This is a genomic window from Sphingobium sp. JS3065 (genome assembly GCF_026427355.1).
In the GTDB taxonomy this organism is placed as follows: domain Bacteria; phylum Pseudomonadota; class Alphaproteobacteria; order Sphingomonadales; family Sphingomonadaceae; genus Sphingobium.
The window spans coordinates 3,416,613-3,439,787 of the sequence record NZ_CP102664.1 but is presented as its reverse complement, the minus strand read 5'-3'; the positions used below and the strand labels follow the sequence as shown (position 1 = coordinate 3,439,787).

The 23,175-nt window shown below is 59.2% G+C and carries 24 protein-coding genes and 2 tRNA genes; 13 read left to right on the top strand and 13 right to left on the bottom strand.

All coding sequences use genetic code 11. The annotated features are described in order from the left end of the window. Positions 1-117 precede the first annotated feature (117 nt). Positions 118-495: a cell cycle two-component system response regulator CpdR gene (gene cpdR / locus NUH86_RS16845; RefSeq protein ID WP_267250556.1), complete on the top strand. Its 378-nt coding sequence runs from the start codon at positions 118-120 to the stop codon at positions 493-495. A gap of 7 nt (positions 496-502) precedes the next feature. Here cpdR and NUH86_RS16840 read toward each other — a convergent pair whose 3' ends face one another. After that, positions 503-1,837 carry a dicarboxylate/amino acid:cation symporter gene (locus tag NUH86_RS16840; RefSeq protein WP_267250555.1) on the bottom strand — a complete coding sequence of 445 codons (1,335 nt, stop codon included), beginning with the start codon at positions 1,835-1,837 and terminating at the stop codon, positions 503-505. A 128-nt stretch (positions 1,838-1,965) separates the two neighbouring features. On the opposite strand from NUH86_RS16840, the gene NUH86_RS16835 reads away from it, so the two are divergent. Together NUH86_RS16835 and NUH86_RS16830 are read left to right on the top strand one after the other, a co-directional pair. Then, positions 1,966-2,040: transfer RNA gene (locus NUH86_RS16835), tRNA-Val, on the top strand. A 109-nt stretch (positions 2,041-2,149) separates the two neighbouring features. Continuing rightward, entirely contained in the window at positions 2,150-2,332 is a 183-nt protein-coding gene (locus NUH86_RS16830; protein ID WP_267250554.1) for a hypothetical protein, read from the top strand. A gap of 565 nt (positions 2,333-2,897) precedes the next feature. Here NUH86_RS16830 and NUH86_RS16825 read toward each other — a convergent pair. Then, positions 2,898-4,036 (bottom strand): IS3 family transposase gene (locus NUH86_RS16825; RefSeq protein ID WP_267249575.1). Its coding sequence is split into 2 segments (ribosomal slippage): positions 2,898-3,778 and positions 3,778-4,036, totalling 1,140 coding nucleotides; the frame shifts between segments, so codons are not numbered across the junction. Positions 4,037-4,234: 198 nt separating this feature from the next. Here NUH86_RS16825 and NUH86_RS16820 point away from each other — a divergent pair. After that, a complete protein-coding gene (locus NUH86_RS16820; RefSeq protein ID WP_267250553.1) occupies positions 4,235-4,603 on the top strand; it encodes a hypothetical protein in 369 nt (122 codons plus the stop codon). Positions 4,604-4,691: 88 nt separating this feature from the next. Here the strand turns inward: NUH86_RS16820 and NUH86_RS16815 are convergent, their stop codons facing one another. Continuing rightward, entirely contained in the window at positions 4,692-6,566 is a 1,875-nt protein-coding gene (locus tag NUH86_RS16815) for a DUF262 domain-containing protein (RefSeq protein WP_267250552.1), read from the bottom strand. 160 nt (positions 6,567-6,726) lie between these two features. Here NUH86_RS16815 and NUH86_RS16810 point away from each other — a divergent pair, with 160 nt between their 5' ends. The 3 genes from NUH86_RS16810 to NUH86_RS16800 are packed head-to-tail and all read left to right on the top strand — an operon-like array spanning position 6,727 to position 7,858. Further along, entirely contained in the window at positions 6,727-7,296 is a 570-nt protein-coding gene (locus tag NUH86_RS16810; RefSeq protein WP_267250551.1) for a recombinase family protein, read from the top strand. Continuing rightward, positions 7,293-7,484 carry a hypothetical protein gene (locus NUH86_RS16805; RefSeq protein WP_267250550.1) on the top strand — a complete coding sequence of 64 codons (192 nt, stop codon included), beginning with the start codon at positions 7,293-7,295 and terminating at the stop codon, positions 7,482-7,484. Before NUH86_RS16810 ends, NUH86_RS16805 begins: the two co-directional genes overlap by 4 nt. Then, on the top strand, positions 7,481-7,858 hold the full coding sequence (locus tag NUH86_RS16800) for a hypothetical protein (protein ID WP_267250549.1): 378 nt from the start codon (positions 7,481-7,483) through the stop codon (positions 7,856-7,858). The genes NUH86_RS16805 and NUH86_RS16800 overlap by 4 nt, the downstream gene beginning before the upstream one ends. Here the strand turns inward: NUH86_RS16800 and NUH86_RS16795 are convergent. From NUH86_RS16795 to NUH86_RS16785, 3 genes are read right to left on the bottom strand one after another with little or no spacing between them, the layout of a single operon-like run. Beyond that, positions 7,855-8,775 carry a hypothetical protein gene (locus NUH86_RS16795; RefSeq protein WP_267250548.1) on the bottom strand — a complete coding sequence of 307 codons (921 nt, stop codon included), beginning with the start codon at positions 8,773-8,775 and terminating at the stop codon, positions 7,855-7,857. The two genes, NUH86_RS16800 and NUH86_RS16795, sit on opposite strands and share 4 nt — an antisense overlap. After that, positions 8,735-9,232 (bottom strand): hypothetical protein, encoded by a 498-nt coding sequence (locus NUH86_RS16790; protein ID WP_267250547.1) that lies wholly within the window; start codon positions 9,230-9,232, stop codon positions 8,735-8,737. Before NUH86_RS16790 ends, NUH86_RS16795 begins: the two co-directional genes overlap by 41 nt. Positions 9,233-9,270: 38 nt before the next feature. Then, a complete protein-coding gene (locus NUH86_RS16785; protein WP_267250546.1) occupies positions 9,271-9,474 on the bottom strand; it encodes a helix-turn-helix domain-containing protein in 204 nt (67 codons plus the stop codon). Positions 9,475-9,578: 104 nt separating this feature from the next. Between NUH86_RS16785 and NUH86_RS16780 the strand changes: the two genes are divergently transcribed. The 4 genes from NUH86_RS16780 (at position 9,579) to NUH86_RS16765 (ending at position 12,552) form a co-directional block, all read left to right on the top strand. After that, positions 9,579-10,241 carry a hypothetical protein gene (locus NUH86_RS16780; RefSeq protein WP_267250545.1) on the top strand — a complete coding sequence of 221 codons (663 nt, stop codon included), beginning with the start codon at positions 9,579-9,581 and terminating at the stop codon, positions 10,239-10,241. A 53-nt stretch (positions 10,242-10,294) separates the two neighbouring features. Further along, positions 10,295-10,780 carry a hypothetical protein gene (locus NUH86_RS16775; protein ID WP_267250544.1) on the top strand — a complete coding sequence of 162 codons (486 nt, stop codon included), beginning with the start codon at positions 10,295-10,297 and terminating at the stop codon, positions 10,778-10,780. 540 nt (positions 10,781-11,320) lie between these two features. After that, positions 11,321-12,451 (top strand): tyrosine-type recombinase/integrase, encoded by a 1,131-nt coding sequence (locus NUH86_RS16770; RefSeq protein ID WP_267250543.1) that lies wholly within the window; start codon positions 11,321-11,323, stop codon positions 12,449-12,451. Between the two features lie 27 nt (positions 12,452-12,478). After that, positions 12,479-12,552: transfer RNA gene (locus NUH86_RS16765), tRNA-Gly, on the top strand. 614 nt (positions 12,553-13,166) lie between these two features. On the opposite strand, the gene NUH86_RS16760 is transcribed toward NUH86_RS16765, so the two are convergent. Both NUH86_RS16760 and NUH86_RS16755 read right to left on the bottom strand, forming a co-directional pair. Beyond that, positions 13,167-14,516: an IS1380-like element ISSp1 family transposase gene (locus NUH86_RS16760; protein ID WP_013039775.1), complete on the bottom strand. Its 1,350-nt coding sequence runs from the start codon at positions 14,514-14,516 to the stop codon at positions 13,167-13,169. A gap of 78 nt (positions 14,517-14,594) precedes the next feature. Further along, entirely contained in the window at positions 14,595-15,680 is a 1,086-nt protein-coding gene (locus NUH86_RS16755; RefSeq protein WP_267250542.1) for a hypothetical protein, read from the bottom strand. Positions 15,681-15,862: 182 nt separating this feature from the next. Between NUH86_RS16755 and NUH86_RS16750 the strand changes: the two genes are divergently transcribed. Beyond that, the gene (locus NUH86_RS16750; RefSeq protein ID WP_416365331.1) at positions 15,863-16,870 is read left to right on the top strand and encodes a glycosyltransferase family 2 protein; all 1,008 of its coding nucleotides are present in this window, start codon (positions 15,863-15,865) and stop codon (positions 16,868-16,870) included. Then, a complete protein-coding gene (locus tag NUH86_RS16745) occupies positions 16,843-17,568 on the top strand; it encodes a class I SAM-dependent methyltransferase (protein WP_267250540.1) in 726 nt (241 codons plus the stop codon). Before NUH86_RS16750 ends, NUH86_RS16745 begins: the two co-directional genes overlap by 28 nt. Here the strand turns inward: NUH86_RS16745 and NUH86_RS16740 are convergent. From NUH86_RS16740 to NUH86_RS16720, 5 genes are all read right to left on the bottom strand, one after another. Then, on the bottom strand, positions 17,542-19,098 hold the full coding sequence (locus NUH86_RS16740; RefSeq protein WP_267250539.1) for a hypothetical protein: 1,557 nt from the start codon (positions 19,096-19,098) through the stop codon (positions 17,542-17,544). The genes NUH86_RS16745 and NUH86_RS16740 overlap by 27 nt on opposite strands. A 79-nt stretch (positions 19,099-19,177) precedes the next feature. Continuing rightward, entirely contained in the window at positions 19,178-20,737 is a 1,560-nt protein-coding gene (locus tag NUH86_RS16735) for a GtrA family protein (protein ID WP_267250538.1), read from the bottom strand. Positions 20,738-20,855: 118 nt separating this feature from the next. Next, positions 20,856-21,863, bottom strand: coding sequence for a phosphatase PAP2 family protein (locus tag NUH86_RS16730; RefSeq protein WP_267250537.1), 1,008 nt, complete (start codon positions 21,861-21,863; stop codon positions 20,856-20,858). Between the two features lie 141 nt (positions 21,864-22,004). Further along, entirely contained in the window at positions 22,005-22,559 is a 555-nt protein-coding gene (locus tag NUH86_RS16725) for a DNA-binding protein (protein ID WP_267250536.1), read from the bottom strand. A 162-nt stretch (positions 22,560-22,721) separates the two neighbouring features. Then, the gene (locus tag NUH86_RS16720) at positions 22,722-22,943 is read right to left on the bottom strand and encodes a hypothetical protein (protein ID WP_267250535.1); all 222 of its coding nucleotides are present in this window, start codon (positions 22,941-22,943) and stop codon (positions 22,722-22,724) included. Positions 22,944-23,175 lie beyond the last annotated feature (232 nt).

Sequence of the window (23,175 nt, the reverse complement as noted above, 5' to 3'; positions counted from 1 at the left end):
TTACTCGGCTGGATAATATTTACACCTTGTCGCATATATAGGCGCTGCACGCCATCCGCGAAGGGGATGGCGTGCAGGGGGCGGCCTTGAAGGCCTGGGGACGAGACGTACGGGGCAATGGTTCGAATTCTGCTAGCCGAAGACGATGAAAGCATGCGCGCCTATCTGGCCCGCGCCCTGGAGCGTTCGGGCTATGACGTGGTCGCCGTCGCCACGGGCGCGCAGGCGGTGCCGCATATCGACAGCGACCGGTTCGACCTGTTGCTGACCGACATCGTCATGCCGGAAATGGACGGGATCGAACTGGCCCAGCATGCCGCCGCGGTGGCGCCCGACATGCGAATCATGTTCATCACCGGCTTTGCCGCCGTCACGCTGAAGGCCGGCAAGGCGGTGCCGCAGGCGAAGGTTCTCTCCAAGCCCTTCCACCTGCGCGATCTGGTGCTGGAGGTCGAGCGGATGTTCGGCACGGAGAGCTTGACCGGACTCAGTTGAGCGCCGTTCAGCCCGCAACCACCTCTTCCATATCGGGCGTGGGGGGCAGCGGCTGCCCGGCCATGGCCGCGGCGAATCGCTCGCGATCCAATCCCTTTTCCCATGCGGACACCACGACCGTCGCAACCGCATTGCCGATGAAATTGGTAAGGCTGCGGCATTCGCTCATGAAGCGGTCGACGCCCAGGATCAGCGTCATGCCCGCCACCGGCACCGAAGGCACGATGGAGAGAGTCGCCGCCAGGGTGATGAACCCCGCCCCCGTCACGCCCGCCGCCCCCTTGCTGGAAAGCATGGCGACCAGCAGCAGCAATATCTGCTCCTCCAGGCCCAGATGCACGTTGGTCGCCTGCGCGATGAACAGCGCCGCCAGCGTCATGTAGATATTGGTGCCGTCCAGGTTGAAGCTGTATCCGGTCGGCACCACCAGCCCGACCACCGATTTCCGGCACCCGGCGCGCTCCATCTTCTCGATCAGGCTCGGCAGGGCCGCCTCGGACGAGGAAGTGCCGAGGACCAGCAGCAGTTCCGCCTTCAGATAGCGGATCAGATGCAGGATGTTGAACCCCGCCAACCGCGCCACCACCCCCAGCACCACCAGCACGAACAGCAGAGAGGTCAGGTAGAAGGTCGCCACCAGCCCGGCCAGATTGGCCAGCGCCCCCACGCCATATTTGCCGATAGTGAAGGCCATCGCGCCGAAAGCGCCCAACGGCGCGGCCTTCATCAGGAAGGATACCAGCTTGAAGATCGCATGGCTGGCCGATTCGAGCACGGTCATCAGCGGATCGGCCTTCTCCCCGATCATGGTGAGCGCGATGCCGAACAGGATCGCGACGAACAGCACCTGCAGGATGTTATGCCCATCCGCCACGGCCGAAATCAGCGTGCCGGGAATGATGTCCAGCAGGAATCCGGTCAGCGTCCGGTCATGCGCCTGCTGCTGATATTGGACCACCTTGCCTGCGTCCAGCGTCGCCGGATCGATATTGAGGCCCGCGCCCGGCTGTACGAGATTGGCGACGATCAGCCCGACGATCAGCGCCAGGGTGGAAAAGGTGAAAAAATAGGCGAAGGCCTTGGCCGCCACCCGGCCGATCGCCCCCAGTTCCTTCATCCCCGCCACGCCGGTCACGATGGTGAGGAAGATGACGGGCGCGATGATCATCTTGACCAGCTTGATGAAGGCCTCTCCCAACGGCTGGAGCGCCACGCCGGTTTCGGGAAAGAAATGCCCTATCGCGACGCCCGTAGCGATGGCGATCAGCACCTGGACATAGAGCTGACGATAGAATGGCAGGCGCGCGACGGCCTGATCAGACGGCATGGTCGATGGCAGCATAGTGTGTGGCGTCCCCTTTTCGCACCGCAGCATATGGCTTGGCAGGCCGCTGTCCAGAAGAATAGCGGGAAGGCCCAATTTCCCGCTTGCGCTACCTCCCACCCCCCGCTATTGGCCCACTCCACCGTGGGCGTGTAGCTCAGTGGTAGAGCACTGTGTTGACATCGCAGGGGTCGCAAGTTCAATCCTTGCCACGCCCACCATGATAAGGCCTTGGAAATCTTCGGGTTTCTGAGGCCTTATTTGTTTCTATCCGGGCTGACCAACGCCGTTTCGCCGCTCCTGACACAATTTCAACACAGGAGCCGCCACATGGCGACCATTACAAAGCGTAAATCGGGTTGGTCTGTTCAGATTCGCCGCAAGGGTTATCAGCCGGAATACCGCACCCTCCCGACCAAAGCTGCTGCGGAAAAATGGGAAGGGAGCGCGAATCTGAAATCGATAGAGGAGATGCACCGCTCGACAGGAAAAGCCTTCTCTCGACCACCCTAGGCGACCTGATGCGACGCTATATGGTGGAGATCACTCCGACCAAGAAAAGCGCCCATAGTGAAGAGTTGCGGATGACCAAGATGCTTTCCGCGCCGATGTGCGAGCTATCCCTGTTGGAGCTTTCGTCCGCACCGATATCGGCCTATCGGGACCAAAGATCGCGGACGGTGAAAGCCGGTACCGTCGCCCGCGAATTGTCACTCATCCATAACGTCATCGACGTAGCGCGGCGGGATTGGGGATACCAGCTTCCGACTAATCCTATCGCCTTGGTCCGTAAGCCTCGCATTCAAAATGACCGCGACAGACGCCTCCGTCCGGGCGAACTGCAACGCTTGGAAGCGGCGTTAGCAGAAACACGCAATCCGCTTATCCGTCCCTTGATTCTGCTGGCAGTTGAAACAGCCCTCAGGCGCGGTGAGCAGAGGTGGCCGGGTTGGTCTGAACGGCGATCGGCATTGGATAAGTGGACCGTCTGCCGATTGTTTGCTCGCACTGCCGATATGGGGCGTCATGCAGGAGGGCGTAGCCCGACCGGAGTGACGCCCCATATCGGCGGCCAAATTCATGCTGCCATCGCCACGGGCAGGTTGTCAAAATATGCCTGGTCCGGGGTCTTGGCGCTAAGGCTCGAATGCGGCCTCTTCGCGTTGTAAAAGCTCAGATAACGACCGATCGATCCCCGGGCTTCGCTGACCCCGCCGTAGGCGTGCAGATAAACCTCCTCGTATTTCACCGAGCGCCACAGGCGCTCGACCACCACATTGTCGCGCCATGCGCCCCGCCCGTCCATGCTGATGGCGATTTTCTCCCGGTGCAGCACGCTTGTGAAGGCGAGCGAAGTGAACTGACTGCCCTGGTCGGTGTTGAGAATCTCCGGTTTTCCGAAGCGCGCGAGCGCTTCCTCCAATGCCTCGACACAGAAGTCGGCCTCCATCGTGATCGACACCCGCCAGGCCAGGACCTTCCGGCTGAACCAGTCAACGATGGCCACGAGATAGACGAACCCCCTCGCCATCGGGATGTAGCTGATGTCAGTCGCCCAGACCTGGTTGGGCCGCACAATCGGCAGTTTGCGCAGCAGGTAGGGGTAAATCTTGTGCCCTGGTGTCGGCTTCGATGTGTTCGGGCGACGGTAACTCGCTTCGATCGCCATCTTCTTCATCAGCGTGGCGACATGCTGGCGGCCGATCTCGATGCCTTCCTGCCGCAGCAGATCGCGCAGCATCCGACTGCCCGCGAATGGAAATTCCAGGTGTAGTTCGTCGATGCGCCGCATGATCGTCAGATCAGCCGCCGAAACCGGCCTGGGCAGGTAATAGACGCTGCCCCGGCTGATCCCAAGTGTCCGGGCCTGCCGCGCGAGCGGCAAGCTGTGCGATCGATCGATCATCGCTTTGCGTTCGGCAACAGACCCGCCTTGCCGAGCGCGCCTGACAAAAAATCGTTCACCAGCGTCAGTTCGCCAATCTTGGCGTGCAGCGTCTTTACGTCGATCACCGGCTCGGCAGCGTCGTTCCGCGTCTCGCTGCCGAACACACCAGCGGCCCCTTCCAGAAGTTGCCCGCGCCATTGCGTGATCTGGTTGGGATGCACGTCAAACTGCTGCGCCAACTCGGCCAGCGTCTTCTCGCCCTTCACGGCAGCCAATGCCACCTTCGCCTTGAATGCCGGGCTGTGATTCCGGCGTGGTCGTTTGCTCATCTCTGCTCCTGTCTCGCGGCTACTCTGGCCGCCGTCAGGCAGAAAATCCACTTATCCCACTGTCCAATTTTGCCAGGCCACCTCTCTACTCTCGTTAACTTCAGCAACTCCGATTTCACCTTTAAGAAGGGCGATAAGTTTTTCAGGCTATTATTCCATACGCACGATCCGGTGCCGCCAAATCCGGTCAGCAAGTCGATGGACGATTATAAGCGTGAAATCATGCAGCGATCACGCATGTTTGCGCCTACATTTTTAAGCATGGAAAGCCTTTCAAAGGATGTTGCTGCCGAAGTGCTGCGCCTTCCTAAATGGGGATACGTTCTTGCCTTGGTAGCAATCATCGTTTCTCTGCTCGCGATCTATGCGCCTATCGCGATTTCAGTTTACACTGATTATTATGTCGGAAAGCCTATGATCGAGAAGATCGACGCACGGGTCGATGCACTTGAAGAAGGCTCATCAGGGAAAAAGGCCAATCCCTCAACTGCTGGTGTGCCGTTCGATTTCAAACAGTGCGATCTCGAAAAAGTCGAGGGGGTTTGGCGGGCGTCTTGCACAAGGTAATGTTCCTTATGGGCCTTCCCATTGGGAACAGGTGCGCCGCGTCCCGCTGAAGTTGATTTCAACCCAGCGGGACGGCGTGTAGCTGGTTCTATGACCCTATCGGGACTGCGGCTGTCGGGGTGGGGGCGGGCCAGACATGTCTGGCGGCCTCGAACAGCGTCTCCGCGCGCCGCCTCATCCCGGCTTCGTCCCATTGATCGGCATGATCGCGGAGTAACCGGGCGTTCAGTTCCAGCTTGCTGTGATCCTGCAAGCCCCTCCGCTTGGAAGGCGCGCCGTCCGGCGCGGTCCACGGGCCGTGGCTCAACTCCTTGTTAAGCGGTCCGCCGATCAGCGTCAGGTTGCCGATGCCGTGCAACGCCCAGTTTCGGTTTTCGCGGGTCACGGCGCTGTCCCCCAACGGCCAGTTCGCTTCCCATTTCTGCGGCAGGATGTGCTCCACCTCCAGAGCGTCGAAGTTGAAAGCCAGCACGGGTTCGGATTTCAGATGCTCGCGCTGATACCTCTCCTCAATGGCCCGCAGGATCATCAGGACGCGGCTGCGGCGCAGGGTGCCGTAGAACTTCCGGTGACACCATTCGGTGCGGAAAGCTTCATCGTCGGGCCAACTGTCCGGCCCGGCAGGCGACGCGGACAGGGCGGCGCGCAACGCGGGGGCGGCGGGGGCGTCGGCGTCCAGAGCCGCAATGTGGTTCACCAGCGTTATAGCCAGCGTGCCATAGCCACGGGACTGGGCCTTGCAGATAGTCCGGCGGACCAGATAACTTTCCAGCACAACCCCCGCTTCATCGAGATCGGCGGCATCAGTGCCGGAGCGACCCATCAGTGCCAGCAGCAGCGGATGGAACACGATGATGTCGAGCGACTTCAGGCGGCGGAGGAACGTGTCGAAGCGGCTATGCCCTCCGGGCTGCTCTATGATCTGGAACCGTTTGGCATCGGCAGCGATGTCGGCCATCAGTGCAGCGACATCCAGCTTGCCGTCATCCAGCCGAGGACCGCCAGCCTGGACGAAATGCAGGAAGCGATCATACAGATGTTTGGCCGACGTGGGTTCGCGCAGGTGACGGGTGATCCAGTTCAGCAGGAAGGTGTCCACACGGGCACGCGACGCATGGCCCACGCCGACCTGCTCACGCCAGTAATCGCTGTCCCGGTCAAATGGTCGCCAGTAGCTGGTGTATAGCGTGTCCGTCTCCAGTCCCTGCCGTGTGCCCTCCCATAGCAGCCAGTTCTTGATAAGGTCGGCAGGCAGCAGCGGCGTGCCATGGGCGTTCAGCGTCTCGAAGATGGCTTGCGGCTCGTCGCTGCCATCAAGATCGAGGACAATCAGTTTAAGATAGTCCTTCAGGGCGGAGGCGAGCGCCTTTGCGCGTTCGCCATGCTGCCCCTGCGCCAGCCAGTCGGCAAACTCCTGCCGGAAATAGCGATAGGCTGCGCCCATGCGCGTATTGGCGATCTGTGGCCCGGCTTCTGCCGTGGCGTCCATAACATCGCGGAAGGCAGCCCGGTCCTCATTGGTCGGCCAGACCTTGTAGCGCTCCTCGTCTTCTGCATAGGCCGGGTTGCTGGTGAGCGGCCCGATCTGGCGGGCGGCAATGTCCACGGCCTTTGTGCCTTCCTCATCGGATTGCACGATAGAGCGTAATGCCTCCAAGGCGTGTTCCGCCGCTTTGAGGACGAGTTGCAAAGTGGTGAGGCGCTGCTGGCCGTCGATAACCTCGCGGCGTGGCAGGCTGAATACCGGATTGGGGGTCTGGTCGAGAACGAGGGTTCCGAGGAAATGCGACGACACGGGTTTGCCGTTCGCATGAAGGACGCGGTCGGCGGCGGCGCGCACATCGTCCCACAACGGTTCCCACTGCCCGTCCTTGTCCCATACATAGGGACGCTGAAATAGCGGAACCGTGTATCTCGTCTGCTGCGTGAAGATGTTCATCACGGAGATGTAACTGGGCTGCATTGTTCCCCCGGTATCATTTTGGTCGCGGCAAAGCCTATGCCGCGTGATGGTGTATTCATCGTAAAAGATCGACCCCGGAAACGATCCGGGTTGACGGTATCGCGTGACTTTCCATGAGTGTTTGCCATTGTTATTCTTGGATTTAATGCAGGAAAAACAGATGGTTAATGTCGGATACGCACGGGTCTCAACGGTAGATCAAGTGGCCGGGCTGGAGGCGCAGGAGCGCGACCTCGGTGCAACGGGTTGCACGAAGGTTTTTACGGAACGGGTGTCATCTGTTGCGGAGCGTGCGCAACTGGCGTCAGCGCTGGACTATGTCCGGGAAGGCGACACGCTGGTTGTGACCCGGCTGGATCGCCTCGCTAGATCGACGGCGGACCTGCTGGCGATCATAGCGACGCTCGAACGCAAATCGGTGGGGCTGAAGATTTTGGATTTCGGTGGCCAGCCCGTCGATACCAAGTCGCCTTCCGGTCGGCTTATCGTCACGCTGTTCGGCGCGGTCGCCCAGTTCGAGCGGGAACTGCTTCTGTGTCGCCAGCGTGAGGGGATTGCCAAGGCAAAGGCGGAGGGGAAATACCGGGGGCGTGCGCCCACCGCGCGCCGCCTTGCCCCGCAGGTCCGGGCGATGAGCGCAGCGGGCGTCGGCGCGTCGATCATCGCCCAGCAGCTTCGGGTCAGCCGGTCATCCGTCTATCGCATCCTCGCAGACGAGAGCCTGTCATGAGTGGCCATCATGTCCGGGCGTCATTTGCATCGCTGACATGCCTGTTCGAGGACATGCATGCGGTTGCGGTCGAAGGTCAGCAGTCGGGACTTCCTATTGATCTGGCGCGGGCGCTGATCGGAAATGTCCGCGAGCGCTTGCTGATGGTCGAGCGCGTGCTAGCCAGCATGGAGGCCGGGCTACTATGAGCCGCCTTCCCGGCAAGCCCGGCCAACGATGGTATAATGGCGCTGATCCGGCCCAGCGTGCGTGGAAGTTGCGGATGGTCAAAGCGGCACTGGCGTCTGGCGACATAGTGCCTTCCTGCACCTGTTCGGTTTGCGAGCGGACGTTTCCTTACGCGGTGGGGCTGCACTCCGAAGACTATGCCGATCCACTGGCCGTCTATCCCGTTTGCCGCCAGTGCCATTTCGCCATTCACATTCGCTTCTGGAGGCCGGATTATTGGCGAGGCTACATCGCCCGGCTCAACCCTGATGGATGGTTCCAGCCGCTTTCCCTTGATCCGGGGACCATGGCGCGGCCATTCGCGGAAACCTATCCGTGCGGCCTTCCGGGTTAAGCTGCTTGCTGGGCCTGACGCACCATGGTGGTCCACATCGCCAGAGCATCCGGTATGAGTGCTTTCCGGCGTTCGAGGTGCAGCGCAGTCGAGCCTTCCGGTATTGCATCCGTAACGTCGTCGCGCGCGCCGACGAGGCAGGCGATTATCACGGCTTGCAGAGCCTCCATGCGGTTTTCGGGGCGGGCATCGTGATAATAGCGAAGGCAGGCCAGTTCAGCCAGTTGTGCTTGGACCCACCGATCTCCCGTTCGCCACATAGGGTAGGCCCGCTGCCACTGGAGCAATCTTCGGCGGGCCTCTTCTATCCCGACAAGCGTGACCGGACGCGATGGCTCCCAGTCCGCCATTTGAAACGTGCTTTGTCGAGTGGCATCCGGTGCCCAGTCCAGCCGATGCCGGATGTTCGTGCCCACCTGCTTTGCAAACTGGACGCCTGCCGGGTGCAGGAAGCATCCGACATCCCTCATCCTTATCTCCAGCGCTCCGGCTTCGGGCTGCGCAGCCTGCTCCTGTAGGCGTTCTGCTCTCGACCGAGTTTCCCCCTCTGTCGATCCGAGGACCAGCAGATTATCGGCATACGTCACCACTTTGCCGATGTCGGCATTGGCCAGCAGATGACCAATGATGATTTCACCGATGATGGGGGAGGTGGCGGCACCCATTGGGAGCCCCGCCGGAGCACTGGAGGAAGGAGGAACCCCGCCGAGGGGCTCGCTTCTGACGCTATACACCGCAGTATGACACATGCGCGCATCGCGGATCACGTTGGCGGTGACGGAGGCGGGCAGCGGGTATAGCAGTTCAGCCAATCGGTCATAGCGGATCGAGCCGTAGAAGTTGGAGATGTCCAACTCCACGGCGTAGATGTCGCCATCACGGAAGGCTGCTTCGATGGCCGCGAGGGCCTCCGGCATCCCCCCCGTTGAACAGGAACTGCTCTGGACGGGGAGGATGTAGCTGGGCCAGCACCTTGGCTACCAGACGGTGGTGCAGGCGTCTTTCTGGCCCGAAGTTCTGAACGATGCGCGGGCGACCATGCTTGACGACCGTAGTCGTGCGGATGCGCTCCCGGATCGGGCTATACGGATTGCATCTGGTGGCAAGGGCGCGGATCGAAGCCGGGGTAACGCCGTGCAACTGTTGCAAGTTGCGGATCACCTCATAGGCATTAAGCGTCGCCAATCGAGGACAGTGCAACAACGTGCGGACATAGGCACGGCGACCGCGCGCGTTCAAGGAAGACAGCTTGCCAAGCGCCAACTTCTCAAACTGGCGCAATCCCTCCAGTTCGATGATGAAGTCAGGATGCTCCGCACGAAAGGTCTCGTAACAGCAATCTCGCGTGCGCCGGGGGTCTGTCTTGCTGGTCATCTCGCGGGCAGCATGACCCGGATAGGATTAAGATCGGCCTAATCGAGCAAATCGCCCATGCTCACGTCTAGCGCCTTCGCGATGCGCTCGACGATGGTGATCGTCGGGTTTCGCACGCCACGCTCGACATCGCTGCAATAGGAGCGTGCGATGCCTGCAAGGTCGGCAAGTTGTTCCTGTGTAATACCGCGCTCTCTTCTGGCACGCGCGATTGCAAGGCCGAACTTCTTTTTGATTTCCATCGCACAGTGAAGGCCATCGCGCGCGTCTCACTGCTACCCGGTATGAGGGTCATTTGTTTACTATAAGGGTCTACGATGGGTAGGTTCGATGAGGAGTTGACGAGATGATTGTGGTGATTGGATTGATGGGTTTTGTTGCTCTATGCTGTTGGGCAGCATCACAGGCGAAGAGGCAGCGGGCCAGTTTGGAGCAGTCGATAGCGTCGATCCCCGATTTCTCGGTGGGTATGCGCTATAATGATCCGTGGAAATCCAGCGTCATCGCCATTGATCCCAGTTCGAGCCAGTTTGCGTATGGCGGAGTGGATCGGCCTTTTCGGACATTCCCATTCAGCGCGTTGATCGCCGCCGAAGTTGAAAGCGACGGCGTAACCATAGAGAAGACAAATCGTGGTTCGCAGGCCATGGGGGCCGCTTTGGGCGGTGCATTGCTTGGGCCTGCCGGATTGCTGATGGGAGGTTTGTCAGGCTCCAAGACCCGTAAGAAGGGCAAGGATACCCGGTTGAGTCTGAAGTTGATCGTCAACGATCTTCAGGACCCCTCTATCGAGATCGTCTTCCTCGCTCCCGGCATCAGAAAAATGGTGGATCATAAGGAGAAACTGATTGGGACGCCGGAGGAACGGCTGGCAGATTGGTTTGGACGTTTTCGGGTCATTCTGCATAGTCAGCAAAACGGGCCGTCCATTTCGGCTCCGGTCCCATCGGCACCTTCGTCACCTCCTTCCGGGTTTGGGCGTCGGCGCGGCCTGCTTGCATCGGACTAAACCGGGATGTTCAGCATCGGCCAGTAGGGTGTGCGAAAGCGGAGGACTGGGACATGCTCTATACGCGGATCGGATTGGAACGCGCAGGCTTCGCCGGATGGGTGCCTTTCGAGAAACTGCGTTATGGCAGTGCGTGCCCGCTGACTGGCGGCGTCTATGTGGTCTGTCGCGACCCGGACGCTCTACCTTCTTACACCCCGGCAAGCGTGGGAGGCTGGTTCAAGGGTAAAGACCCTGCTGTGTCGCTCGACGCGCTAGCCGCCAACTGGGTTGATCTCGCGGAAGTGGTATACATCGGCAAGGCGAATAACCTTCGCCGCCGCCTGAAGCAGTATGCCGATTTTGGCGCTGGTCAGCCAGTTGGTCACTGGGGAGGGCGGCTGATCTGGCAGCTTGCGGATTATTCGACGCTGCTGGTCGCGTGGAAGGAGACGCCGGATCGCGTTCCAGAACAGGTCGAGGCGGAAATGATTGCCGATTTCCGACACTGTTACGGAAAACCGCCATTTGCCAACGATCCGCACAGACTGGGAGCATAGAAATAAAAATCGCCAAAGTTGCACGGGCATAGAGAACATTGCGGGCATGTCTTGTGCTAAAGTTCAAACAGCATGTTTGACCAAGAAAGTCGTCTCTGCCGGAATAATAATAAACTGATTTAACCAAATAGGCTTGCAACCCGTTGCAGCCGAAAATGTTTGACTGATGGTTCAACTTTCCTATTATTTTTCAGGTATTTTGGTTTTTACTTGAAAATGAGGTTGGTGAAACATGGGCTTCAAAGTAGTCCGGTCGCGAACTGGCGACATAGCCGCAGAGGGGGCACAGCCTGCACCGTTTCCTATTGAGGGCAGTGGCACGCTTCCTGAAGATGATGCTGCACTTCCCGGTCCCGCGAAACGGAAGCGGTCGCGCCATGCTGGCCCGATTTACCCCGGAAAGGTGGCTATTCGGCACGCGGGGCAAGCTGCCCGTGCCTTGGGGCTCACTATCGGCGGAATAGAGATCGTGCCGGACGGGACCATAAGAGTTCTGGCCCAAGGCGCGACTTCTTCTCAACCCAAAGACGAGTTTGCAGAATGGTTGGCAGCCGGAAAACTGGCGTAGAGGGCGTTCACATCGTCACCGCAAGGCGACCGGGAAAGCCAGTCCGCTACTACATCTATGCTTGGCGCGGTGGTCCGCTTGTCCGCTCTGTTATCGGTGGCGAAAAACCCGCAGTCACGCGGGAAGATGTTATTGCCATCGCAGAAGCCCTCGAAAAGGCGAAGCCCGCACCGAAGGACACGATTGAAGGCTTAATCCGCCAGTATCGTCCCAACAGCCCTGAATGGACGAAGCTGGAGCGTAGCACCCAACAGACATGGGGGCGGGCACTGGACCGGGTTGAGGAACGGTGGGGGACTGTGCCGCTTCGACTTTGGAACGACCCCCGAATGGTCACGCAGGTAGTGAAGTGGCGTGATGAGATGGCCAGCACTCCGCGTGCGGCAGACATCCATGTTTCAATGCTTCAACGTCTGCTGGAGTTTGGCAGATTGCACGGGAGGGTCACGGTCAACGTCGCGTCAAGCATCCCGACCCTTTACCGGGCAGCGCAGCGTGCAGAGATCATTTGGACCGACGAGGATTTTGAAGCCTTTAACGCCACCGCGAACCAGTCCTTGCGCGATGTCGCAGCGTTGGCGGCTCTGACGGGATTGCGGCGTGCCGATTTAATCGGGCTGACATGGGATGAAATAGGCCCGCAAGCAATAAGGCGGATCGCGGCAAAAATAAGCAGGGGGAAGCGGCGGCTGGTTGTCATGCCTGTGATCCCAGCGTTGCACGACTTGCTTGCGGACCTCAAAACTCGCGCACGCAAGGCGGAGGTAAATACCGTCCTTGTCACCAGCCATGGCACGCCATGGACTGGCAATGGGCTGTCAGGAGGTTTCGGAAAGGCAGTGCGCGATGCGGACATTCATCACTTCGATCATGATGGCAGCAAACGCTGGAAGCATCTTCACGACATACGTGGGACTTTTGCTACTCGGCTCATGACGGCTCCCGGAGAGCGTTTCACGGATAGTGACATTGCCAAACTGATGGGTTGGGCACCCGAACAAGTCTCACAAATCCGCAATCACTATGTTGACGAAACCGCCATTGTCGTGGCACTGGGCGAACGTCTCGCACAGGCTGCTGTAAAACGCTCTGTAAAACGCTAGGCTCAGGCGGCTCTAAGTCGTTGAAAAGGGGGTATAGCTCAATGGTAGAGCACTAGCCTTCCAAGCTTGTGATGCGGGTTCGATCCCCGCTACCCGCTCCAGTGATCTTCCGACCTGGTTGCCCGCTACAAAACATTCCAAACATTAGCAGACTGCATAGGCTCAAGATAAGGCCCGCCCATTCCTGCCACACAAATATGCGTTTTATGCGATAATGCCCCGGTCGAGCGTGGAATCGGATGACGGGACCGCTATAGGGCACCACCTCTTCGCCTCGCATGACGCGCCAAATCGGGAATGCAGCGCGGCGCATCGTTACCTCGCCCGCTGTATCCACGACGATTTCTTCACTCAATGGGACACCGCGCCAGGCTGACAGGTCCGGCTTTCGTTCGAAGTCGGTAATCTTTGCCGTGTCGAACCCGACAGGCAGATATTCGGCGGCATCGGGCAGATCTTGCGCCATCATCGCGTAGGGCACCGGCCTAATCAGATATTCCGACGCCTCCGAAATCCAACGGATGCAGGAGAAAAGAACAAGCCCTAGCCTCTCTTATTCACGACGCTCGGTTTCGGGCCCGCTCTGGGCATTTGCTGCGGCTGGCTGTATTGCGCGGACGACCGGCATCGCTGGCGTTTGTTTCACCGCATTCGGATTGATGGGCTTTTCGGGTTGAAGGGCTGGGCTCGGAGTTCTGCGGCGCTGCCGCATGGGCTACGTCGGCGCAGGCTTCAGCCGGAGAACGAGGGCGCGGAACAGGTCGGCATCCGGACAGGCGGAAGCGAAGGCAATGCGGATGCGGCTAGCACTTTCTACGACGCGCGCAGCGACCTTGAGCAGCCGCAGGCGCAAGGTGGTAAACTCCGCGCTTGCCAGAGCAGCGGTCCTGGGCATCGCCTGCTGGATGCGCCATAGCAGCCAGTATGCGGCAGTGTGCAGTATCAGGCGCATCTGATTGGCATTGGCCGAGCGGCACGAGGTTCGGTCGCTGGCGAGCTGGGACTTGTGGCGCTTGATCAGGTTCTCGGCCTGACCACGCGCGCAGTAGAGCGTGTCGTAGATGTGCTCGGCCGATCCTGTTGCCAACGAGGTGACGACATAGCGGATGTCCATGCCCAGCGTGCTGGCCTCGATCCGTGCAACGACGCGACGCTGGCACTTCCAGGTCTTTGCCCCATAGCGGGTCTCGGCATAGTTGCGCAGGACGGGACACTGACGCTGGGCGCGCTTGACCGCGCAGGCATCGGCGACCGCAACAATGGCGGGATCGGCGCGCAGCGCTGAATTGGTGGGCAGGCCGAACACGTAATCGACGCGGGCCGCATCGCAGTAGGCCATGACCTCGGGTCGACCATAGTGCCCGTCGCCGCGGATAGTGATGTGGGTATCGGGCCAATTACGGCGCAGGTGACGCACCAGGCGTCGGATGTGCCCCGCCGCCTCCTTTCCAGAAGGCGTCTTGCCTGTGCGCAGCAGCATGGCCACCGGCCTGCCGGTCGCGGTGTCGTAGATATGGATCGGTAGGAAGCAGCGCTCCCCATGATGCCCGTTCCAGAACGAGAGCTGTTGATAGCCATGCACGACGTCGCACGTGTCGTCGATATCCAGCGTGACCGCTGTCGGAGGGGCGGGATAGCTGGCGCAGTAGATGTCGATCATCGCGGCCATCATGCTGGCCAGTTCGCGCGTAGTCGGTGCATTTTCCCACCGGCTCATCGTCGGTTGGCTGGCCAGCCCCGCGCCCGATTCCGGCAGCTTGCCGAGCGCCAGGCGGAAGCCTGGATCGTCGCGCAGAGCATCGAGATCATCGGCATCCTCATAGCCGCACGCAATCGCGAACACACGGGCACGCAGAATGTCATCCAGGCGATGGATCACCCGCGCTGGATCGCGCGGATCGGCAATACAAGCCGCCAGGCGCTGGCAAATCCCCATCGCGCGCTCGGCCTGTGCAAGCAGTAGAACACCGCCATCCGAGGTAAGCCGGCCACCGTCGAACGCAGCTGTGATTTTCTTGCGGCCGACTGCTGGGAATCCAAATGAGCTTGCGATATCATCGTTCATGGCGGGTGTGGCCCGTGGCATTTTCTGCCCTGCGGCAGGTTCGGCTTAGACACCCAGTTCCTAATTCAGATCAGAGGCTTACGCCACTCCCGCCAACCCTTCAGGACACTTTTGGTGAATAAGGCGGGCTAGTCCCAAGCCCAACAGGATCGGCTTCGGGCGACAACTCAGCATTGCCGTTATGGCAGCAAATTCGATCAGACCGAGAAGCCGCCAAGGGAACTGCGCCTGGCTCAAGGGCGGGATGTCCCAGATAAAGGGGATCAAGCCGAGCGCCGCCAACGCCGCCAAGAGGCTTACGAACGTCCAGATAGACCGTGCAGACAGCGACATCAGCGCAAGACCGCCGATGAGGACCGGAATATAAAGCATCTGGAGCAGCGGACCATGTGCCAGCAACCCCCAGGACGACGCCCTGTACCAAGCCCCCCATAGAAGCTGCGAGGAAATATAGCCCTGCATCGTCAGAGCGGGAACAAGATAGAAAGCCGCAAGGCCCACGGCCAGTGCGCCGCTGATGACCAAAGGCCAAATGGCGCGCCGGTCATGCCAGATTTTATACGCGCCGAGCGGAGCGATCAGGAAGAATCCTGTCAGCATCGCCATCGGTAAATGTGTCAGCACAAGCCCGGCATAGCTCAACGTCAGCAGGACGATACCCCTGCGTTCAGGAAGGCGAACTATGGCCAAGGCGATGAGTGGGTACCATATGAAGGCAGTGAATTCCGCCAGCGCGCCCCGCACATAGAAGTCCAAGAGGTGATAGGGCGCAGCCATGTAGAGGATTGCGCCGATCAGCGGATAGGTTCCTCGCCCTGATAGCCAATGATACATGGTAATGCCCGAGAGCAGCAGCGTCAGAAAAGCTGCCATGTTGATCGCTGCGAGCGTGGACAAGCCGCCCGCATCGAAGGCGCCGGCTATCCAGAAGGCGATTGGCGGATAGAAGTAGAAGGCGGGGCTTCCCAGACCTTCGAAACTCCCCGGCAACCATCGCGGGTACAAGTTCCCTTTCGCTATCTCCGTCCCGAACTGACTGGTCCAGACGTAGTTATAGGTAACAGAATGGGAAAAACCGGGACCCAGAAGAAAGGTCGGCAACAGGATTAGTGCGGCCACGAGCGCCAAAATGCTGACAATCGTCAGGCTGTTCCGGGTGATCATCCGCGCCGCCATCTGGCCATTCGATACATTGTGGCGTGATCGCCAAAAATGGTAAAAATTATGTTCAATCCCTCGGGCGTGCTATACTCTGCACTAGCGGGTGGTGTTTTGTTAACCATTTTTGTCGATAGCTGCGGTGGGCGTTAGTCCGCAGGGGGGCTGAAGGCATGGCTGAACCATCGTTGCTGTCGATCGTCGTTCCGGTGTTTAATGAACAGGAGAGTATCTCGCTGTTTTTGGATGCCGCACGCCCCGCGGTTGCACAAGCGCTTGCCCTGATCGGGCCGAACGCGCAGGCCGAATATCTCTTCGTCAATGACGGCAGCACCGACCGGACTGGCGACATACTCGCGATCCTCGCACGCCGGGATCCCGACGTGCGACACATCACCTTATCGCGCAACTTCGGCAAGGAAGCCGCGCTGGCAGCAGGCATTGATCGGGCCCGGGGAAATGCCGTCATCCCTATCGACGTCGATCTTCAGGATCCGCCTGAAGTCATAACTGCCATGGTGCGTCATTGGCTGGCTGGTGCGAAGGTGGTCAATGCGCGCCGTGCGGATCGGTCGAGCGACGACTGGTTCAAACGTTGGAGTGCGCAAAGCTTCTATCGCATCATCAATCGGCTTTCCGACTATCCGATTCCTGAGAATGTCGGCGATTTCCGGCTGCTCGACCGGCAAGCGGTGGACGTAATCAAACAGCTTGGTGAACAGGCGCGCTTCACAAAGGGCATTTTTTCCTGGGTTGGCTTCCGCGTGGCGACCGTCGATTATGAACGTGCCCCACGCGAGGCGGGGAACAGCAAATGGCGTGTCAGCAAGCTCTGGTCGCTGGCCGTGGACGGCATCACCGCATCGACCACCATGCCGCTGCGCATCTGGTCCTATGTCGGCGGCAGCATCGCTCTGATGGCCTTTGCCTATGCTGCATTTCTCGTGCTGCACACGATACTGACCGGGATCGACACGCCGGGCTACGCATCCATCATGGTCGCGGTATTGATGCTAGGCGGGCTTAACCTGATGAGCCTTGGCATCATCGGCGAATATTTGGGTCGCGTCGCACAGGAAGTTCGTAAACGGCCGCTTTATGTTGTGGCAGAGGAAAGCGAGCAGACGCCGCGACCTGCCATACAGCCGCATATCGAGGAAATGGACGAATGGATCGATCAGCCTATGCGAGCATGAGTGCGCAGGAACAGGATCATTGGTGGTTCGTGGCTCGCCGCGCCATCATCGATAGCCTGATCCGCGCGAATGTGCCGCTGCCGCCTGGAGCACATATTCTTGAGGCTGGCTGTGGTACCGGCGGCAATATCCCATTGCTGGCACAATTTGGCACGCTGGATGCGATGGAATATGACGCCGACGCGCGTGCACTGGCCTCCGCGCGAGGCCTTTGTCGCGTCGAACCGGGCGCTTTGCCGGACGCGATCGGTTTCAGCGACACGCGCTATGATATGATCGCGCTGCTCGATGTGCTGGAGCATATCGATCAGGATGAAGCATCGCTTCACGCCCTGGGCGCACGGCTGGCGCCAAACGGGCGATTGTTGCTAACAGTTCCCGCAGCGCCCTGGCTCTGGTCGGACCATGATGTGCTGCACCATCACAAGCGCCGCTATACCCATGAGGGCTTGTTGCAAGTGGTCCGTGCCGCTGAGCTGAAGGTCGAAGTCTCAGGATATTTCAACAGCCTGCTTTTCCCGCTCGCCGTGGCGCAGCGCTTCGCCCATCATTGGCTGCGGCGTGACGCTCCACTGGATGCGCGCCCCTCACCCCTTATCAATGCCGCGTTGCAGCGGGTTTTTGCGGCCGAGCGACATGTTCTGGGGCGTATTCCATTCCCGGTGGGACTGTCACTTTACGCCATCCTTTCGGCCTGACGGAGCATTTCGCGGGTCGAAGGGCATATTCCAGGAACCATCCCAGCAGCGCGGCGGCTCATTTGCCATGGCTCGGAAGGGATGATGCGGACGGATCAGCGTCGGCACCTTATTCAACGGGGCAAGATAGGAACCTTTGGGAAAGGCCGCGAACGTCTGATCCCATGCCTTGAAAAAGCTGCATCGCACTTCCGGCGCTGCGGGATAAACCAGCGCCCGCCGGATTTCGGCAAGGCCGGTCAAGCTACCAACCGACAAAACGATCAACAACCAGCGTCGTTTTTCGCCCCGCTGCACCACGTGATCGCTGACCATCACCGTCACCAGAGCCAGCGCAGTGATAGACCCGCGCATCATGAAATCGGTCGACCAGCCAATTTGGACGAACGGGATCAGCATGAGCCAGATAATGGCAAGCCAAAGGCTGTCGCTGCCGAACCGCGTCGAACGTCCAGCGATCACCAGCGGAATCAGATATGGCAGTGTTTCGAACGACTGGAACAGCAACCACTGGATGAAGGGGATCGGTTGGAAATGAAAGCCAACGTCGTCCGATGCTGCCCCCAGATAAATGAGAGAGGGTATGCAAAGGAGAAGCGAGACTGCGGGAACCAGAACGTCGCGCAGACGAAACGCATGCGCGATAATAGTCCGAAATCCAGCCAGAGCAACGAATGGCATCGCCCCGATCAGCCCCAAAGGAGACCACAGCGCCGTCAGCGGAAGCATTGCCAGCCATGGCGCAAGGGTGATCCGGCCTTCTCGCCACATCATATATCCAATGGCGCCCACCCAACCGGCGATCGCATGCTGCGGCACCCAGAACAGCAGAGTGACGGTGGAGGAATATTGGATTTCCGCCCAGTCTTCCATGTGACCTGTGAGCATTCCCTGCATCAGCAGGTCGCCAAGCGCATCCATGCCTGAAAACAGCACGAATATGGTCAATCCGATCACGCGCGATCGCCTGTCAGCGAATAACTGACTTCCCATCGCGAGCGACAGGGCAATGAGCGTGCTGTTCTGCACCAGCAGGGTAACATCAGCCGCGCGAGCGCCTATCGCCTTGAAAATGATCGCGGGCACCAGGAACATGCCAATCGGCGCGCGGAGTAGGTCGGGTTCCGGCCGAGCTGTGTAAACGAACGGCCAAGGGCTTATCCCCATGTCTCGCAAAACGGCAAAGCGCACCTGCCAATCCACATTGGCGTAGAAGAAGCGCCCTTCGCCGCTCAGCGCGAGCAGGCCCAGAACCACAAGAAAGCAGGTAAGTATGGTGCCAATGCCAATATTGCCGCTGTTCTTCGTGACCCTGATCGTGAACGCGCACAGGCCCGCAATGATCAGCAAGCCAATCGGAAAGGCCCAGATAGGCGCCACATCGAGAAATCGCCAGAGAAGTAGTTGGCTGCCACCGAACCAGATGATCAAAAATGCCCATATCCATCCCGGTGCGATCGACATGGAGGACGGGTTTTCCGAAATCGGAGCATCCGTGCGAACGGTGGATGCGTTACGGTCAACCAGCATGGATGCTTCCCGCATCTTTGAAATCCCGATGATCGTGCCGCATATGATAACGATGGTACTCCGAACGCACTAAGTTGCCTTAAGAGCCTCCGGCGAATCTCGGGCATCCCGGATGGGTAGGACGGGGGTCAGGCGGCGTCACTCGTCGGTACACATAGAGCCAACGGGTTGGCCTCCACTCACGATAATTCGCTGCCAGATACTGACGGATGTCCGCACGGCGTAGGAAAAATCCGCGAACATCAAAACTCGCAGGCTGATAAACATAATTTGCCCGTCGCTCGAACAGGATCAGCGCGGGTGACGAGCAACGAATTTCCAGAGCGGCTTCTGCCTGTATCCGCTTGGCCAGTTCGCGTAGCGGTGCCGGATTGGGGCCGATCACTTCGCCGTGGGCGATAGCCGGTATCATCCAATAGGCGTAAAGGCGCGATGGCCAGGCAAGCCCATGATCTTCAACCGTGGGCCATCCCCACATCGGTTCGCCCGAGGCGATGAAAACTGGTCTGCCCTTTGGCAACGTGGACAAAACTAGGTCAATATCGCCCCGGAAAAAGTTGAAATAGGGGCCGATCCTGACCGGCATCAGTACGGGCAATGCCAGCATAAACAGCCCAATTACGGTAGGAATCAGCCGGCGCATGTCGGCCATACCCAGTCGCACGCCCAACGCCAAACCGACAGCGCCGGTCACGGGGACGCTGTGGTAAAGCCAGCCCTTGCGCTGCATAAAGTAGGAAAAGCCATAGCCTATGGCCACGAGCAGCAAGGTGGACACAAACGGATTTGCCTTTTTGCCGAAGGCCCCGCCAAATGTCAGGAAGAATGCGGCTATAAGCGTCCAGATCACGATCCAGGGCCGCAGCAGGATCATTGCCCATGATGATTCAAAACCGTGATAGGCGGCGCGGACCATCGGAAGGTTGTCGGTGAAAAAAGCCGGGGCGAAAGCGATCACGGTGATGGCATAAACGACCGCAAATATTCCTATGGCGATAATTTCGGGGCGGATAGGTCGCCATAGTGACCGGCTGCGGGTGACCAGCCACAATTCCAGCATCACTGGCACAATCGCGAAATAATGTTTAAGCGCAAAGCCGTAAGCGGCGGCGATGCCCACAAGGAGCGCGAGGCACGGCTGTATAGGCACCCCGGTCGATCTGCGCGCAATCAGTGCGGCGTAAGCGACCGAGCAAATCAAGGCGATATGTTCGCGCTGTCCAAAATCGTAGAGTGGTCCGATGACCATCAGCCAGAACGACATGAGCATCAGCGTAAGTCGCCCAGTGGGCGACCCGGTGGCTGAGAGCCGTCCAGCCACCAGCGCCGATAGACCGCCGAGCGCCGTTATACAGACTATCAGCAAGCGAAGCGGAGGCATAGAAAGCCAAGCAGCGACAGAACGGATCGGCACTGCAGACCAGAACCAGAGAGGGGGATTGATTTCCCACACATCCCGATAAAGCGTCGCGCCATTCATCATCTGGCGCGCGATCCAGAACTGCCAAACGACATCGTGGGTGAGCGGAATGTCGTACAGAAAAATCATCGCTGCAGCGACGATCACGGCGAAAATCGCTTCAGGAAGATAGCGTGCCGCGGCCACGGCCGCAGGCGGTTGGATTTGCGGACCCGTCATACCGCCAGGCCGCCATCGTTAGGCTGATTAAGAAAATTCCCCACGCCGAACTTAGATACCAATTAAAGTCACGCGGCAACAGCTCGCACAACGGCTCTGACAACCCTGACGCTTGGTCCTAGGCCCCCAGATATGCCGGCGACGATTGGGGTGGCTGGTTGAGCTGATCTTTTGTTTGACTGGTTCGAGGGGCTGTCACCCTGTTTGCGGCCCAGATCGACATAATCGCCACGCTACATCCAGCCAAAACGTCGGAAAGATAATGCGCTCCGCTGACAAACGTCGAGACGATCACGCCCACATTGAGCAGTAGCCCAGGCCAGCGCAGGAGGCGAATGCCATGGGTTGCCCAGATGAACAACACAGCGGCGGCGGAATGGAAGCTGGGAAACTGTATCAGGCCCGGCCAGATTTTTGAAAGATCGCGAATCTCGCCGTTTTGAAGTTGGGTGATCCACTCTCCGAAATGCCACTGCCAGGGCCAATCATCTCCTATGCCGGGCACGGTGCCCTGCCGTATCCCGTAAAAAATATATGGCCCTTCGGCTGCAGCATATGGGAAAATCGCGGCTGACAAGAGAAGTGCGAAAACATAGGCAGTGATGTAGGTCCACAGCAGCTCGGGTCGCCAAACGCACAATGCCACAGGCAGCAATAAAAACTGCGGTTGAAACGAAGCATATACCGCTTCGGACAAGGGCACGATCCCGGGATATGCGAGGTAGAGGCGAAATACGGCTCTCCAATCGAACCCGAGTGCCGCATCGATCCTGATCAGTTGAGCATCGACGAAGTGGCTGCTGATCGAGGCTAACATTATTATCGTCCCCCCGCTGAGCGCCGCTGCTATTGCAGGAACGGAGCAGGCTTCAAGGAAGAGCGCGATCCTGGCATGCCCATAGCGTCGGGCGAGCGCACCGCAGCCTGCAATCAAGCAAATCGATCCGAACGACGAATAAAGCGCGGACTGGCCGACGATGAAGTCGGATAGCGCAAAGACAGATATCCATGCCATGCACCACGCGAAGAGAATCAAATAAACGATCCGCGATTTCGGGTGGAGTGCATCCTGCGGTTTAACAGTACGAGCATGTTCATTGATACGCTCTATCGCTGCGGTTATCAAATCGCCCCCCTCATCGCCATCTGGCATATAACCAATGGGCTAAAATCATGGCGAGGTTATTAACCGCTGAAGATTTTGAAATGCTTTAAAACCTTTCGTGGAGAAGATGAGGGCAGCATAATCTTATGCTGCCCTGCCATTTCAATGGTCCGGTTGGTCGAAAAATCCCGGCGAAGGATCAGGTTCATTGGCACTAGGGTCGCTCCTGCGAACCGCCGCTCCTGACTGCTCACTGCCCTTAGCTACCATCAAAAGCTCGCGGTCCTTGGCAAGTATTTTCGCCTCCAGCACAGCCGACTGCAGCTGTTCCTTGAGTTCGTCGACTTCCACACCCAGCGCGCCGATCGCCTTGACCAGATCGTCGCGCTCCTGCCGCAGCGCTTCGACCTCATCGTGCAGGGCAGCATTCTCGATGGCGGTCGCCTGACGTTCGGCCTCCAGTTCCCCACTGGCAATGCGCTCCACCGCAGCGATCAGATCCCTGCGCCCCGCTTCGGAGAAGAGCAGCGGCTGCACCACCGACCTGTCCGCACGCCTTTCCTTCCAGTCACGCACCATTTCATAGGCGGTGCTGCGCGAACCCACGCTGCCCAACTTCGTCCAGACGAGCGAGCCGTTGATCGCCTTCATCGGCATGCCCGAGGCGCGCAGCTCATCGCAGACGGGATCCACATCTTCCTGAAACAGCTTCTTCATTTTTCGATATTCCAACCACTATGCCTCGCCCGCTGTACGGTCTGTATCGTTGTACGGATTATACGCTTTGTACTAATGATACAGCGGCGGCCGGGGCAGAATTCCAAACATGCGGCAGGTAATGCCGCTGACCGATGCGGCCTGATTGGCCAGCAGCAGGATCTATGGCGCTGCCCAGCGCTGCGGCGGCGCGGTCAGCATCCGCCGCACACGCCATGCCGACGGGTCGGAGAGCGAGACCTGATCTGCCATAAATCCGAGAAGTTCGACCATCCGGCGGACCGCCCAGCCCAGCCACTCGACCAGCAGCCAGAGCCAAGGCGATCGCATACGAACAACCGAACCCAGCAATATGCCGATGATCCGAAGCACGGACGCGCTCATCCGGCCGGCAACTGCCTCTTCATGCGGTGGATCGGGGTGCTCGTTCTGGGTCACCCATTCCCTGATAGGATGGTCCGACAATTCCCGCCAGAGACGCGCGCATTTTTCTCTGCTGTCGCGACGAAATTCGGCGCGGTATTTCGCTATCGGCCTTTCATTGCCCATTTAGGGGGACAGTCTCCCCCTTCCTGAAATGGGCAATGAAAAGTCCATTGCCTGCCTTCCACCTGCC